This is a genomic window from Nocardia asiatica NBRC 100129 (assembly GCF_000308415.1).
In the GTDB taxonomy this organism is placed as follows: Bacteria; Actinomycetota; Actinomycetes; order Mycobacteriales; family Mycobacteriaceae; genus Nocardia; species Nocardia asiatica.
The window spans coordinates 48,232-63,401 of sequence record NZ_BAFS01000124.1; the positions used below are offsets into that span (position 1 = coordinate 48,232).

A 15,170-nucleotide genomic window follows, 5' to 3' on the forward strand; every position below is an offset into this window, starting at 1 on the left:
CGAACGCTTCCGAAAACCCGCTGCGTCGCGTCGTGTCGTCCGATCGGCAGCCACGTGACCGCGCCACGGCACTGTGCCGGTGCCGGGCGGGCGAAGGTCAGTCGGCCGCCGCCCGCGGGGGCATCATGGCCGCGGCGACGACCATGACGAGGGCCATCGCCGCGATCACGACGAAGACCAGGTGTATCGCCGCGGCCAGCGTCTGCGGCGGCGGATGATCGGAGTGACCGACTCGCGCGTTCACGATCGCCCCGAACACCGCGATGCCCACCGCGCTGCCGATCGAGCGCGCGAACATGTTGGCGGAGGTGACCACGCCCCGCTCGCTCCATTCGGCGCTGGTCTGCGCCGCGATCAGGGTCGGAGTCGCGACCCAGCCCATGCCGATGCCGATCACGAAACACGACAGGGCGACCTGCCACAGCGCGGAGTCCTGGGTGATCAGCAGGGTGCTCGCGGCGCCGAGCGCCGCCGAACCGCTACCGAGCAGAGCCGTCGTCCGGAAACCGAAACGAAGGTACAGCTTGCCCGCTTGGGACGCGGCCAGCGGCCAGCCCAGCGTCAGCGCGCCCACCGTCAGGCCCGCGACCAGCGCGCCGTTGCCGAGCACACCCTGGGTGAAGGTCGGCACGTAGGAGACAGCGCCGACCAGGATCGCGCCGATCAGCACCGACACCAGGCTGCTGGCGATCACCACCCGGCGGGTGAACACCCACAGCGGCAGGATGGGATTGCGCGCCCTGCGCTCGACCAGCCCGAACAGCGTGAGCAGGATCGCGCCGCCGGTGAAGATCCCGATGCTGACGGGCGAGGACCAAGCCCAGGCCTGGCCGCCCTCGAGCAATCCGAGGATCAACGCGCCCGCTCCGACCGTCAGCAGTGCCGCGCCCAGGTAGTCCACGCTCTGTCTGCGCCGTGGGGCGCTCTCGGCGAAATTGCGCACGAGCATCCATCCGGCGAGCGCGCAGAGCGGAAGGTTGATCAGGAAGATCCAGCGCCAGCCGACGTACTCGGCGAACAGGCCGCCCAGCAGCGGACCCGCGACACTCGATATGGCCCACACGCTGGCCAGATAACCCTGCACCCGAGCGCGCTCCGACAGCGTGTACAGATCTCCCGCGATGGTCATCGTCATCGGCTGGATCGCTCCGGCGCCGATGCCCTGCACCGCCCGGAAGACGATCAGCCCCAGCATGCTGGTCGCCGCGCCGCACAGCAGCGAACCCAGCGCGAACATCGCGATCCCGAACAGGAGCACGGGTTTGCGGCCCACGGTATCGGCGAGCTTGCCGTAGATCGGCACCGTCACCGCCTGCGCCAGCAGATAGATGGAGAACAGCCAGGGGAACTGCGCGAAGCCGCCGAGACTGTGGGTGATGGTGAGCACCGCGGTGGCGATGACCGTCGAATCGAGCGCGACCAGCCCGGTCGCCAGCATCAGCGAGCCGAGCACCGCGCCGCGCTCGGATCGCAGCCCGACCGCCGTCGCAGTCCCGGTCGCCACCGCGGCCCCTCTCGTTCGCTTGCCTAATCACCTCGAACGACGGTATCCGCTCCCCGGCTGTTCCCGCACGGTGATTCTTCCAGCTCGATCCCAGCGGGAGGGGCTGCTCACCCGATACGGCGGTCCGGTGAGCAGCCCCGGCGCTGCCGTATCCCCCGCAGTCGCCGGTGCCCGGGTCAGTGCGGCGGATCGGCCCCGGTGCGTGGCGGCTGCGCCTCGAGAACGGCGAGTTCCTCGTCGGTGAGCAGCCGGGAGCGGATGAGGAAGCGCACTCCTTCGGGTGCTTCCAGGGAGAATCCACTGCCTCGACCGGGCACCACGTCGACGGTGAGGTGGGTGTGGCGCCAGTAGTCGTACTGGTCGGCGCTCATCCAGAACGGGGTGTCCGCCGCCAGGTGCCCGAGCAGTACGTCCGACGCGCCGACCCGGAACTCTCCGCGCGGATAGCACATGGGTGAGCTGCCGTCGCAGCAGCCGCCGGACTGGTGGAACATGACCGGGCCATGCTGGGCGATCAGCTGCCGCAGCAGTGTTCGCGCTGCCGCGGTGAGCTCGACACGATGGACCGGATCGGTCATCAGAAGAATCCGAGCTTGTCCGGCGAGTAGCTGACCAGCAAGTTCTTGGTCTGCTGGTAGTGGTCGAGCATCATGCGGTGGTTCTCGCGCCCGATGCCGGACTTCTTGTAGCCGCCGAACGCCGCGTGCGCGGGGTAGGCGTGGTAGCAGTTGGTCCAGACCCGGCCCGCCTTGATCTGGCGGCCCAATCGGTAGGCGGCGTTGATGTCGCGGGTCCACACTCCGGCGCCGAGGCCGTAGAGGGTGTCGTTGGCGATCTTCAGCGCTTCGTCGATCGAGTCGAAGGTGGTCACCGAGACGACCGGTCCGAAGATCTCCTCCTGGAAGATGCGCATGTCGTTGCGGCCGGAGAAGATCGTCGGCTCGACGTAGAAGCCGTCGGGGAACTCCTCGACCTTGCGTGGGCCGCCGCCGGTGAGCACCTCGGCGCCTTCCTGGCGACCGATATCGATGTAGGACAGGATCTTCTCGTACTGGTCGTTGCTGGCCTGCGCGCCGATCATGGTGGCCTCGTCGAGCGGGTTACCGCTGCGGATGGCTTTGGTGCGTTCGATGCACCGGCCGATGAACTCGTCGTAGATCGAGGAGTGGATCAGCGCGCGGGACGGACAGGTGCACACCTCGCCCTGGTTGAGCGCGAACATCACGAAGCCCTCCACGGCCTTGTCCAGGAAGGCGTCGTCGGCGGCCATGATGTCGGGCAGGAAGATGTTCGGGCTCTTGCCGCCCAGTTCCAGGGTGACCGGGATGATGTTCTCGCTGGCGTACTGCATGATGAGCCTGCCGGTGGTGGTCTCGCCGGTGAAGGCGACCTTGGCCACCCGGGGGCTGGCGGCCAACGGCTTGCCCGCCTCGACGCCGAAGCCGTTGACCACGTTGAGAACTCCGGGCGGCAGCAGGTCGGCGATCAGCTCGACTACCTTCAGGATCGACGCCGGGGTCTGCTCGGCGGGCTTGAGCACCACCGCGTTCCCGGCGGCCAGCGCGGGCGCGAGTTTCCAGGTGGCCATCAGGATCGGGAAGTTCCAGGGGATGATCTGCCCGACCACGCCGAGTGGTTCGTGGAAGTGGTAGGCGATGGTGTCGGCGTCGATCTCGCTGATGCCGCCCTCTTGGGCGCGCACGGCACCGGCGAAGTAGCGGAAGTGGTCCACTGCCAGCGGCAGGTCGGCGGCGAGCGTCTCCCGGACCGGTTTGCCGTTCTCCCAGGTTTCGGCCACCGCCAGCGCCTCGAGGTTGTCCTCGATCCGGTCGGCGATCTTGTTGAGGGTGTTCGCACGCTCGGCCGCCGAGGTGGCGCCCCACGCGTCGGCGGCTCGGTGCGCGGCGTCCAAGGCGAGTTCGATATCGGCGGCCGTCGAGCGCGCCACCTCGCAGAAGGTCTGCCCGTCCACCGGAGAGGGATTCTCGAAGTAGCGGCCCTCGACCGGGGCGGTCCACTCACCGCCGATGAAATTGTCGTAGCGCGTGGCGAATTCGACGACGCTGCCCTCGGTTCCCGGCTTCGCGTAGCTCATGGCGGGTAACTCCTCGCTGGTTGCGGACGTGATGCGCACGGCGGGTCGGCCGTGACGCGGGTCACTATGCCGCGCGAGGGTTGAGGAAACGTTGAGGCGCGCGGCGAGCGCCCGAGGCCCGAGGCGGAACTCAGTCGCGCAGGGCGCCGTGCCGCCGGGCAGCGGCGAGCGCACGACGAGCGTCGCCCGGCGGGAGCAGACGCAGCGCGTGTTCGTGGATCTCGGCGTCGTGCGGAGCGCGTTCGCCGTAGCGCAGCGCGTGCTCGACGTTCCCGCTGGTGAGCACCGCGGTGCGCACCCCGACCTCCAGATATTCGCGCCACTGGACGATCCCCGGGGTGTCCGAGTCCGGCAGCAGCGGACCGCGATACAGCTCGACCGCCGTGGTGGTGTCGCCCGCTTCGAGCGCGGCGAGCACGTCCACGGCGTCGCAGGACAGCGGGCTCACCAGCTGATAGACCCGGCTGGTGATATCGCCGCCGGTGGCGCGGCGCAGGTAAGACATCTCCGATTTGAGCGTGCTCGCGCCGACCGGCCGGTCGCCGTACACCGCGAAGTGCAGGCGTTCATGGGTGAATCCCTCGGGCTCGAGCGCCAACAGGGCCAGGATCTCCAGCTGTCTGGGGCGCAAGCGCACGGGGGCGCCGTCGCGGATCAGGCGGCCCGCGCCGAGACAGGTCAGCCGGACTCCCGGCGTGGCCATGCGGTGGTGCAGCTTGGCCTCGATGGCGGTGACCAAGGTGCGGGCGGTGGACATGGCCAGCGGGTGGGCGCGATCCCAGGTGGTGGACAGGTCCAGCACGCCGAGCTGACGGCCGCTCGCGGCGCGGATCGGCGCGCAGTAGCAGACCCAGCCGTGCAGGGCGGCGACCAGATGTTCGGCCGAGAAGACGGTGTGCGGCCGTGCGGTGCGCAGCGCCAGCGACAGCGCGTTCGTGCCCATGTGCGCCTCGTCCCAGCGACCGCCCGGCGCGAAGTTCACCTGCTCGGCGCGCCGGCGCATCACCGGACCACCGTGCGACCACAGAATGGTCCCGGTCTCGTCGGTGATCGCCGCGACGTAACCCGCGCCCTCGGTGATGTCGCGCAACTGGTCGGTCAGCTCGGATACCGGTGTGCGCAAGGGGGATTCGGCCCAGCGGGCGGACACGTCGGCATCGGCGAGCGGCGCGTGCTCGCGCGCCGGATCGACGGTGCGCAGCGACCGCAGCCACGATTGCGCGACCTCGCTGCGCAGCGTGGAGTCACCCTGCGGCGCTCCGGTGGGTATCCACCGGGACCACTCTTGTTCCAGCGCAGCGCGTTGCTGCGAGAGGGAACTGCGCTGTGCCATCTCGCGGATCCTGTGTCTTCGCTCCGATCGTCTTCGTGCCTCCCCATCATGCCCCAGCGCCCGGCCGGGCAGTCCGTTTCGGCCTGCTGTCCACGGGACTGGACGACTTCGGATGGAGCCGACGGTCGGATCGCCGCGTTCCCCTCGGCCGAGCGCGCACCCAGGGAATCCCGGCGATACGACCGGCGATCGGTGTGCGGCCGTCCACGGACGGCCGCACACCGGACCGGCCGGCTACGGCGTGGAGAAACCGATCAGCGCACCGATGCCCGCCCCGATCGGAATGGTGACCAGTGCACCGACCCCGCCGAGGAAGAAGCCGATCACGGCGCCGATCCCCGCGCCGATGAGGGCGCCGATGCCCGCGTTGTACTGCTTGCGCGCGAGCGTCTCGTCCTCGGCGACGAACTGGGTGAGACGCTCGGTCGCGGCGGGCGCGTTCACCGGCGTCACCGTGAGGGTGCGCCCGCCGTCGGTGATCGCGGGCGCCAGCCCGTGCGTCGCGCCGGAGGCCTGGAACGCCAGGGGGAGGGTCGCGATGACCTGTCCCGCGCCGTCGCGCATTTCGACCGCCCCGGCGTCGGCGGTCAACGCGAAGGTGCCCGCATCGAGGGTGGTGACCACCCCGGTGCCGTCGGCGGCGGGCGCCGAGGTGAAGCCGAGGCCCTGCTCGACGCCGTGCACGCTGACCTGGGCGGGCGTGGCGGGCTGGGCGTGCGCGACGCCCGCCGCTATTCCGGTGGCTCCGACCGCGAGTAGGGCGGTGGCGGCGAATCTGTTGACTCTCATCGTATTTCCCCACATAGTCGTGTCGGCCACGAGTGCCGACGAATCCCCAAGATGCCGGTTCTCGGCCCCACCCATTCTGGCCGCAGGGCTTTCGCGAAGCAATCGTTCTGCGAATTTCACGGAAAATCGGTGGCCTGCCCGCGCGTCGACCGATGACGAAATATGCTCGGGCAAAGTCTGTTTCGATGCCGACGCACGGCGGTTGCAGTATGTGTGCTGATTCCCTGTACAGCGCTGCGTAATTCGGACGCGTGAACAGACAAATACTCCGAAACGCCCGGGCGTGAAATCGAAGAGGGGCGAGTTCGTCGGCTGAGTGCTGTGAAGGTGCTGCGCTTGCCGCGGCTCGGCGGGGTGAAAGGGTTAGTGGTGTGCCACTGGTGCAGTGTCGCGGCGTGGCAACGCAATTCGCAGCCGCCAGGATGTTGCGGAGCCGCGGTCGATGCGTCGACTGTCCGTTCGTCTGGCGACCGCCTGATCGGGTGGCAGGTGCTTCCGGTTCCGCGCTCGTGCGCCGTGACATGCGAGCGCCGTGGCGCGGAGCCGGAGTTCATCTGGCCGACTGTGCCGGAGCGCTCGTCGTCAGAACGCGCTTCCGGTGCCGGGCCGCAGCCAGACGATGCCCGGCCACATGCCGAACGGGCTGCCCCAGAAGCCGTACGGATTGCCCCAGAGGCCGCCGCCGTAACCACCCCAGCCGCCGTAACCACCCCAGCCGCCCCAGCCGCCGTATCCGTGGTGGCCCCACCCGCCGTGGCGGTGCCAGCCGCCGTGGATCTCCTCGGCCTGACTCGTCCGCGCGACGGTCGGCTCCTGCGCCATCGCGGGCGCCGCCACAGCGGCGACGGGTGTCAGTGCGAGCGCGGCGACCATCGCCACGCGGACAACGGCTCGCCGGGCGCGGCCGGTCTGGACGTCGTGGATCATCGGTACTTCCTCACTTCGGTACGTCTTCGTCCGGTCGGTGACCGATTCCGAGGCCATCGACCCAATATCACCACCATGCATCGTACCGTTGAACAACGGCACGTTCAATGTGGTGCGATCGTCTGAGAAATCGCCCTACCGCCCGCCGCTCGCGGCCGCTCGGTACCGTCGATTCATGGCTACCAGTGCCGATGTGCTGACCGACGCTTACGAGCGGATCAAAGAAGTGGTGCACGAAGCCGTCGACGGATTGCCGGAGGACGGCCTCGTCCACCGCGTCGATCCGGACGCCAACTCGATCGCGTGGCTGATCTGGCACCTGACCCGGGTGCAGGACGATCACCTCGCGGAGGCGGCCGGTACCGAGCAGATCTGGACCGAGCAGGGGTGGTACGACCGGTTCGGCCTGCCCATCGACAAGACCGCGACCGGGTACGGCGACAGCGCCGCCGACGTGGCGCTGATCCGCGCGCCCGCCGAATTGCTCACCGGCTATTTCGACGCGGTGCACGAGCGGACGCTGCGCTTGCTCCGGACCCTCCGGGACGGCGATCTGGATCGCGTCGTCGACACCCGGTGGGACCCGCCGGTGACGCTGGGCGTGCGACTGGTCAGCGTGATCTCCGACGACCTGCAGCACGCGGGGCAAGCCGCGTTCTTGCGCGGGGTGGTCGAGCGGACGAGATGACCGGCACCGAGAAGCCGAAGCGTGGGCCGGGTCCACGTCGTGACGTAAGTTGATGCGGCGTATCCGAAAAATTCACAGAGAGTGCCGCCGTGGTCGTTGAGAAGGTTCTCGTCGGAATCGTCGTGCTCGTTCTTGTCGCGCTGGTCTTCCTCGCGCTGGTCGGCGGCCACTGGTACGTATGGCGGCGGCTCGTGCGGGACACGACCGGCGCGGGGTCCCGTGCGCGTCGAGCCGGCACCGCTGTCGTGGTGGCCGGGCCGGTGCTGCTGCTGGGCGCGACGGCGGCCGAACTGCTGTCGGCTCCGTTCGCCGTGGTGCGGATCATCGCCTGGCCCGGGTATCTGTGGGGCGCGTTGTTCGTGTACCTGCTGCTGGCCCTGCTGGTCGGCGAACCGATCCGGCGCTTGGCGCTGCGCCGGATCGATCGCGGCCGCCGGGTGAGCGAACCCGCGGTGGCCGCGGCCGTTCCCGCGGCGCGACCCGTGCCGGACAACGACGACCCGGTCGAGCAGGCCGAGGTCGCGGCCACCGCGCTGCCGCGCCGTGTCTTCGTCTCCCGCGTGGTGGGCGGGGCCGCCGTCGCCGCCGCGGCGACCACAGTGGGCCTCGGCGCTTACGGCGTGCTGAACGGACCCACCGTGAAACACGTCACCGTGCCGCTGGCGAAATTGCCGCGCCGGGCCGACGGCTTCCGCATTGCGGTGGTCAGTGACGTCCACCTCGGCCCGACCCTCGGTCGCGGTTTCGCCGAGCGAGTGGTCCGGACCGTGAACGACACCCAGCCCGACCTCATCGCGGTAGTCGGCGACCTGGTGGACGGCAGCGTCGAGCACCTCCGCTCGGCCGTCGAGCCGCTGGCCGGGCTGCGCGCGCGCCACGGCGCGTTCTTCGTGACCGGCAATCACGAGTACTTCTCCGGCGCCGAGCAGTGGGTCGAGCATGTCCAGGAGCTCGGCATGCACCTGCTCGCGAACGCCCGCACCGAGCTGCCCGGATTCGACCTGGCGGGCGTGAACGACGTGCAGGGTGAACGAACCGGGCAGGGCCCGGACTTCGGCAAGGCGCTCGGCGACCGCGACCGGTCGCGCACGGCCGTGCTGCTGGCGCACCAGCCGGTGCTGATCGACGACGCGGTGGCGCACGGCGTCGACCTGCAGCTGTCCGGCCACACCCACGGCGGCCAGATCTGGCCGGGCAACTATCTTGCGGGCTTGGCGAACCCGACCGTCGCCGGGCTGGAGCGCTACGGCGACACCCAGCTGTACGTGTCCAGGGGAGCCGGGGCGTGGGGCCCGCCGGTGCGGGTGGGCGCACCGTCGGACATCACCGTCGTAGAACTCGCCTCGCTACAGGCTTGACCGCGCCTCCCGGCCCGGCACCGGCGTCCGCCGCGGCGCCCGCGCCCACCCGCGCGCCGCGGCGGTGCGGGCCGACGCGTGGCGCGGGTTGACGATTCGCGACGGCGCGCGCTCGTGCGGGGCCCGGAGGCGCGCGTCCGGCCGTTATCCGAACAGCCCGCCGAGCACACCGCCGCTCTGGCCGGCTTCCTGTCCGCCGCCGGTGCCCCCGAGGAAGCCGCCGGGCGGCAGCTCCGACGGCTGCACGATGACGAATCCGCGCCCGGAGAAAGACAGTGTCATCCCCTCGCCGGTGCTGCGGCCCATCAGTCGGCCCAGTCCGAAGGAATCGTTGCGTTTGATGCCGGTCTGCAGGCTCGACGACCAGGCCACCGCGGCCTGCGGGTCGGCGTAGGTCGGCTGGTCGACGTTGAGCACCACCGGCGTGCCGTGCGTGGTGATGGCGATGCGGCCGCGGCCGGTGAAGACGCAATTGAACAAACCGGCGTTGCTGGCGAATCCGGCGGCGCCCTGCACCATCCGGATGTCGTAGCGCAGCGAGGAGTCGAAGGCGAGCACGTTGGCGCCGTTGATGGTCAGGCCGTCGGTGCCGTCCAGGTCGATGGTGTGCACGTCGGCGGCGCCGTTGGCGACGAAGAGGTCGCCGCGCCCGGACACCTTCATCAGCGGAACGCCTTCACCGGTCAGCCGCTGCTGGATCGCCCGGCCGATCCCGCCCGCGCCGAGCGCCTGGAACTGCAGATCGCCCTGATAGGCCACCATTGATCCGGCCCGGGCCATGACCTCGCCGTTCACGGCCACTTTGATCATCTTGCCGCCCTGCTTCTGGATGCCCGCGCCGGTGACCTCGGCGTGGCTGGGGGCGAACAGTTCGCTCTGCATGGGCAGCGCTCCTTGCTGAGGTGCGGGCATCGGTGGTGGCGGCGCGGCGGCGGCCGGTGCGGAATAGGCCGGTTGCGGGGGATGGGCGGGCGGTGGCGTGGGCTGATATGCCGGGGGCGGAGCAGGTTGGTACGCCGGGGGCGGAGCAGAGTGATACGCCGGGGGCGGGGGAGGTTGATACGCCGGGGGCGGAGCGGGTTGATACGCCGGTGGGGGAGCCGGAGCGGGCGGCGCGGGCGGCGGAGCCGGTTCGTCATCGATGTTGACGCCGAAAGCCGTCGCGATACCGGCCAATCCGTTGTCGTAGCCCTGTCCGACCGCGCGCACCTTCCAGCCGCCGCCGCGGCGGTAGATCTCCACGCACACCACGGCCGTCTCGGTGCTCAGCCCGGTCATCGGGAAGGTCAGCGTGCCGGAGGGAGAGGCAATGGTCGCGCGCAGCGAGTTCGCGGCCGCGAAGGTGGGCGGACCATTGCCGTCCAGGCTCGCGGTGACGACGACGCGTTCCACGTCGCCGGGCAGCGCGGTGGTCTGGATGTCCACCGCGTCACCGGCGCCGCGGCCGTGCCGATAGGTGACACCCGGCGCGACCGGTTGGTTGAAGAAGACGAAATCGGCGTCGGAGCGCACTCGCCCCGTCGAGCCGAGCAACAGCGCCGAGACGTCGACCGGAGCCGAACAGGTGACGGTCACCGTCATCCGATCGCCGGGCGCGGGGCGGTTCTCGCCGCGGGCGAGGTCGGTCACGGCAGGCCGTCCGATCCGCGGGGGCGGCGCCGTCGGGTTGACATGCGATTCACGGGCTCCAGTGTGTCGTGCGCCCGGAACGCGCGCCACAGGCATCCCCTGGCCGCGCGTTCACCAGGCATTTCACCTACGGTGTCGCCCGTTCACCGATTCCTGTCACGCGACGAGAGCCCGGCCGTATCGACCGGGCTCTCGTCGCGAACGGAGTTCAGAGGACCTCGGCGTACATGGTTCCGTCGAGGATGCCGAATTCGACCTGCCCGGGAAACAGGGGCAGTGCGCCGGTGGCGTGCTGGGTGTGGTTGATGGCGATGGTTTCGGTGGCCCATCGGTGCAACGGCTCGGGTAGGCGCAGAACCCGGTGGTCGGTGCAGCGGACGTACGGGTAGGTGATCTCGCCGGGCCGGGCGAGCGGGTTGTGGATGTCGAGGGCGGCGATGTCCAGGACCAGTCCGGTGTGCTTGGCGGAGGCGACGGTCGGTGGCTGCAGTTCGATGTCGTCCATGACCGAGACGGTAACTCGAAGGATGCCCGATGCGGGTGATTCCACGCGAATGTCGGTGGGATTTCATGGGAAGTGGGGGGACGGCGAGGTTCATCGAATCGGGTGAACCCCACCGCTACCACCAGCGATCGCGGCCGGCTTGGGCATACCGGGGCCGCGCTGGATGTCCCGGAGCCACCGGGACTGTGCCGAGCCTAAGCGACGCTGGAGGTTCGCGGTGGCGTTTCCCGGAAATCGGCGATGATCACCGCCCGGCCCGGATCGGGGAGCGACCGGTCGGTAACCCGCGTCGGAATGTCCGGTTCGCGGGAGAGCGGCCTACTATGCGTGCGGCGTGAATGAAGCTGTGCGCGTTGAGTATCCGGCACGGCTGTGTGCGGTTCGATTTTTCTTCAGGAGAGGGTGTAAAGACGTGCTCTATGTAGTCATCGCGGCCATTGTCATCACGTTGTTGGCCGTGTCGGCCGCGGCGATGGTCTGGGATCCGCGCCGTCGTGCCGAAATGGACGAATACGAGTACGACATGGACGACGACGCGGGCGCGTCGGACGGTTACGCCCGCCAGGGCAGTGTCGAATGGCCGCGCAGGGAGAGCGTCTGATCTGCGGAAACGGCCGCCCGCGGGCGTGCGTGAATCCGGTGCCCAGCCGAATGCGGCTGGGCACCACGCGTTTCGGCGGCCTTCGTGCGGTCGGCGGGCCCGTCAGCTCACGGTGAAAGCACGCCATGCCGCGTGCAGGCCCTGCCCGCGCAGCGAGGTGCTGTGCCCGTCTTCGATCGGATGCAAGGTGATGATGCCGAAACCGATCTGCACGGTCTCCGGCAGCTGTGGCGCGTGGGCGCGATACACCGGGGCGTCGTCCACGTACCAGCTCGCGGTGCCCGCTGCCCGGTCCAGGGTGACGCTGTAGCGGTGGAATTCGCCGGGTTTGATGTCGACTCCTGCCAGCGGGGCGTGCACGACGTGGCTGAACGCCTCGTCCGCGGGGACGACACCCGGCACGAGCAGCCGTTCGTGGATCGCGTAGGCGTGCTTGCTCGTGGCGATCAGGTCGAAGACCTGGGCGCTGCTCATATCGAGGACGTTGAAGGCGGCGAACCCGTCGCGGTAGTCCTCGCCGGTGACGCCGATGTTCTCCGCTGCCATCTCCACGGCGAAAGTCCGTGGTCCGCCGGTGAGGTCGAACGCCTCGGTCGAGACCATCAGGTGCTTCGGGTTGTCCAGGATCTGGACCTCGGCATGGGACCGGGTGAACGCATCGATCCGGACCGACACGGCGCCCTCTCCGATCTCGGTGCGGGCGGCCGGGTCGGCGTAGCGCCAGGACTGGCCGTCGCCGAGGGGTACCTCCAGGAAACGCCACCGGTCCTCGCGTAGATCCGGTCCGGCCAAGTCGTCGTATGTCATGTGTGGCAGTCCTCTCAGCCGAGTCCTAATCGGCGGAATTCGATAGGTCGTCCTGGGCGGCCCGGCGGCGCAGGGTGGTTACGACGCCGTTCGACGATCCGGGTTTGTAGCCGACACCGCCGAGCAGCAAGCGTTCCTCGGTCAGCCGCGGGCGCAATGCGGGCCCCATCGGCCACCAGTCGTCGAGTTCGACCAGGCCGGGCTCGATCAATTCGAGATCGCCGAAGTACGACGCGATCTGCTCGCGGGTGCGGTACCAGCCGGAGCCCAAGCCCATTTCGGTGAACCGCCGTTGCAGCTCGACGGCCATGTCGTGCGCCTCGCCGCCGTCGGCCGGATCGTAGAAATGCGTGATCGCGACGTAGGAGCCCGCGGGCAGCGCGGCGATGTACCGGCGCATGATCCCGGCGGGATCGAGATCGTCGTCGACGTGATGCAGGATGCCGCACAGGATCAGCGCCAGCGGGCGGGTGAGATCGAGGTGCGGGGTGACCTCGGAATGTTCCAGCAGGGTGTCCGGGTCGGTCAGGTCCGCGGGCACGAAGTGCGTGTACGCGTTGCGCTCGAGCAGCACGCGACCGTGGATGTTGCAGACCGGGTCGTTGTCGACGTAGACCACGCGCGCCTCGGGATTCTCCTGCTGCGCGATCTCGTGGGTGTTGCCGACGGTCGGCAGGCCGGCGCCGATGTCGAGGAATTGATCGATGCCCGCGGTCCCGGCCAGGTATCGCACCACGCGGTGCAGCCAGCGCCGGTTCATGCGGGCCACGTCGCTCTGGCGCGGCGCGACTTCGGCGACCTTGTCGCGCACATAGCGGTCGACTTCGTAGTTGTCCTTGCCACCGAGGGTGGCGTCGTAGACGCGGGCGATACTCGCGCGTGTCGTGTCCACGCCGACCGGCGCGCGGACACCGGTCTGGGGAGCGGGATCGGACATGGAGACCTCTCTCTAGTTTCCGTCGCCTGGCTCACCAGCCTAGGGTCCGCCGAATCACCGGGCAATCCGGGCGAATGCGTTCGGCCAGTGTCGATTTCATGTTCGATCGGTGTGCGGCGACAGGCAGCCGAGCATCAAAACTGGTCGGTATGTATGGATGCTCGCGAGTGCCGGCTCAGGACGCGCCGGGCCGATGCAGGACACGTCCGGGCAGCCAGCCGCCCGCGACGTGCGTCACGCGCCACCAGTCGATACGCACCGCGACCGCCTCGATCGGCGTCGACAAGAACGGCTCGATCTGCGGCTCCTTGCGTAGCAGCGTTCGAAAGGTCTCCTCTCGGTCGCTCGTACTCGTCCGGGCCACCGCCGTGCCGAGGCCCTGCGCGAACGGATCGAGGAACCCGCCGGGGACGACCTTGACCCCGATGCTCGGATTGGCTCGCAGGCAATCCCACGTACGCCCGCCGGACTCGAGCACGAGCGTCAAGTGGAACGGATCCCCGTCCAGCTCGGCGAAGAACGCGTTCGAGCACCAATTCACGCCGTCCTTCGACGTCGCGAGGTCGATGCTGGTGTAGCCGAGTATGCCAGTCAGCTCGGCACGAATGTCCTGATCGGTGGTCTGCACGTCGTTCGATGTCATGTCGCGCTCCGTGGTGGGGGACGGGTGCTGTGCCGCGGCCGGCGCTCCGAGGAGGCGACGTTCGACGGGCCCGTCGTCGACGTCGTGGCGCTCCTCATCCGCGGGGCCGCCGTCGAGGGCGACTCTACGCACACCGGTCTCGCCGTGCGCGGGTTCTGGGACAGATATTGCGTTGTCCCTCTTGTGAATCCATGCGCACGCACCGAATTTCCGGCACGCGTCCGCGTCGCGGCGGTCCTTCGGGCGACTCCGAGTAGGATCGTCAGCCGACGTTTCAGAAAGCTGTGATGGTGGAGGCACTACGCCCCGCGGCTAACCCCCGATCGGCCGGAGGCACGCATGAGCAACGACGACGACAGCGCGGATTTCCCTGCCGCGGAACGTGGTCCGACCGTTCTGCGGATCGCGCTCGGCAGCCGGTTGCGTCAGCTGCGCGAGGCGGGCGGGATCAGCAGGGAGGCCGCGGGCGACGCCATCCGTGGATCGCACGCCAAGATCAGTCGCCTGGAACTGGGCCGCACGGGGTTCAAAGAACGCGATCTGCGCGACCTGCTGAGCCTCTACGGGGTTGTCGAGCCCACTGAACGCGAAACGTACTTCGAGCTGGCTCGCCGGGCCAACGACCCGGGGTGGTGGCAGCACTACAGCGATCTGCTCCCCGCCTGGTTCGAGACCTACATCGGCCTCGAACAGGCCGCCACCACCATCCGCACCTACGAGGCGCAATTCGTGCCGGGCCTACTGCAGACCGCCGATTACGCGCGCGCCGTCATCCAGCTCGGCAACACCGACGAGACCGAACGCCGCGTCGCCATCCGCATGCGCCGCCAGGAGATCCTCTACCGGGTGGCCGCCCCTACGCTGTGGGCGGTCATCGACGAGAACGCGCTGCGCAGGCCGGTCGGCGGGATGGAGGTGCTGCGCGAGCAGATCGAGCATCTGCTCGCGATGGCGGACCGGTCCAGCATCAGAATCCAGGTGCTGCCCTATTCGGCGGGCGGGCACTCCGCGGCGGGTGGTCCGTTCAGCATCCTTCGTTTCCCGGAGCCGGAGCTGGCCGACATCGTCTACACCGAGCAGCTCACCAGCTCGCTGTATTTCGACAAGCAGCGCGATGTCGAGCTGTACATGTCGGTGATGAACCGGCTGAGCGTGGAGGCGCTGTCGCCGGCCGACAGCGTGCGTTTCCTGCGGGACCTGCTCGTCCAGATGTAATCGGGCGAACAGGGCGCGGTGGCCGCCCCGGCCATCTATCCGGCGTGTGGCCGAGAGTTTGCCGATGGAGTCGATCGTCGCCGTGCTCGCGCGGTATGTCGGTGTTGGACGCAAGGCGAGCGAGCGCTGTTGGGAAACC

Annotated in this window: 15 protein-coding genes; 4 read left to right on the forward strand and 11 right to left on the reverse strand. The window is 69.1% G+C overall.

What is annotated here, in order from left to right; translation table 11 throughout:
* Positions 1-97: 97 nt before the first annotated feature.
* From ON27_RS11675 to ON27_RS11700, 6 genes are all read right to left on the reverse strand, one after another.
* A complete protein-coding gene (locus tag ON27_RS11675) occupies positions 98-1,504 on the reverse strand; it encodes an MDR family MFS transporter (RefSeq protein WP_043724278.1) in 1,407 nt (468 codons plus the stop codon).
* A 176-nt stretch (positions 1,505-1,680) separates the two neighbouring features.
* Positions 1,681-2,082 carry a DUF779 domain-containing protein gene (locus ON27_RS11680; RefSeq protein ID WP_043724282.1) on the reverse strand — a complete coding sequence of 134 codons (402 nt, stop codon included), beginning with the start codon at positions 2,080-2,082 and terminating at the stop codon, positions 1,681-1,683.
* Positions 2,082-3,599, reverse strand: a complete 1,518-nt coding sequence (gene exaC / locus ON27_RS11685) for an acetaldehyde dehydrogenase ExaC (RefSeq protein ID WP_043724380.1) — start codon at positions 3,597-3,599, stop codon at positions 2,082-2,084. The genes ON27_RS11680 and exaC overlap by 1 nt, the downstream gene beginning before the upstream one ends.
* 130 nt (positions 3,600-3,729) lie before the next feature.
* Positions 3,730-4,932, reverse strand: coding sequence for a sigma-54-dependent transcriptional regulator family protein (locus ON27_RS11690; RefSeq protein WP_043724284.1), 1,203 nt, complete (start codon positions 4,930-4,932; stop codon positions 3,730-3,732).
* A gap of 234 nt (positions 4,933-5,166) precedes the next feature.
* Positions 5,167-5,721 (reverse strand): DUF8020 domain-containing protein, encoded by a 555-nt coding sequence (locus ON27_RS11695; protein ID WP_043724288.1) that lies wholly within the window; start codon positions 5,719-5,721, stop codon positions 5,167-5,169.
* Between the two features lie 582 nt (positions 5,722-6,303).
* Positions 6,304-6,648, reverse strand: a complete 345-nt coding sequence (locus tag ON27_RS11700) for a hypothetical protein (protein ID WP_157227163.1) — start codon at positions 6,646-6,648, stop codon at positions 6,304-6,306.
* Between the two features lie 175 nt (positions 6,649-6,823).
* Between ON27_RS11700 and ON27_RS11705 the strand changes: the two genes are divergently transcribed.
* Entirely contained in the window at positions 6,824-7,336 is a 513-nt protein-coding gene (locus ON27_RS11705) for a mycothiol transferase (protein ID WP_043724383.1), read from the forward strand.
* 89 nt (positions 7,337-7,425) lie between these two features.
* Complete coding sequence (locus tag ON27_RS11710) at positions 7,426-8,694, forward strand: metallophosphoesterase (protein ID WP_043724300.1); 1,269 nt, start codon at positions 7,426-7,428, stop codon at positions 8,692-8,694.
* Between the two features lie 144 nt (positions 8,695-8,838).
* Here ON27_RS11710 and ON27_RS11715 read toward each other — a convergent pair whose 3' ends face one another.
* Entirely contained in the window at positions 8,839-10,323 is a 1,485-nt protein-coding gene (locus ON27_RS11715; RefSeq protein ID WP_043724303.1) for an AIM24 family protein, read from the reverse strand.
* A gap of 208 nt (positions 10,324-10,531) precedes the next feature.
* Positions 10,532-10,828, reverse strand: coding sequence for a hypothetical protein (locus ON27_RS11720; protein WP_043724307.1), 297 nt, complete (start codon positions 10,826-10,828; stop codon positions 10,532-10,534).
* A 412-nt stretch (positions 10,829-11,240) separates the two neighbouring features.
* Between ON27_RS11720 and ON27_RS11725 the strand changes: the two genes are divergently transcribed.
* Entirely contained in the window at positions 11,241-11,429 is a 189-nt protein-coding gene (locus ON27_RS11725) for a hypothetical protein (protein WP_043724317.1), read from the forward strand.
* A 102-nt stretch (positions 11,430-11,531) separates the two neighbouring features.
* Here the strand turns inward: ON27_RS11725 and ON27_RS11730 are convergent, their stop codons facing one another.
* From ON27_RS11730 to ON27_RS11740, 3 genes are all read right to left on the reverse strand, one after another.
* Positions 11,532-12,236 (reverse strand): DUF6081 family protein, encoded by a 705-nt coding sequence (locus ON27_RS11730; protein WP_043724321.1) that lies wholly within the window; start codon positions 12,234-12,236, stop codon positions 11,532-11,534.
* A 25-nt stretch (positions 12,237-12,261) separates the two neighbouring features.
* On the reverse strand, positions 12,262-13,173 hold the full coding sequence (locus ON27_RS11735; protein ID WP_083887515.1) for an SAM-dependent methyltransferase: 912 nt from the start codon (positions 13,171-13,173) through the stop codon (positions 12,262-12,264).
* 175 nt (positions 13,174-13,348) lie between these two features.
* On the reverse strand, positions 13,349-13,816 hold the full coding sequence (locus ON27_RS11740) for a hypothetical protein (RefSeq protein ID WP_063711307.1): 468 nt from the start codon (positions 13,814-13,816) through the stop codon (positions 13,349-13,351).
* A 339-nt stretch (positions 13,817-14,155) separates the two neighbouring features.
* On the opposite strand from ON27_RS11740, the gene ON27_RS11745 reads away from it, so the two are divergent.
* Positions 14,156-15,031, forward strand: a complete 876-nt coding sequence (locus tag ON27_RS11745) for a Sco1979 family transcriptional regulator (protein ID WP_043724326.1) — start codon at positions 14,156-14,158, stop codon at positions 15,029-15,031.
* The last annotated feature ends 139 nt before the right edge of the window (positions 15,032-15,170 follow it).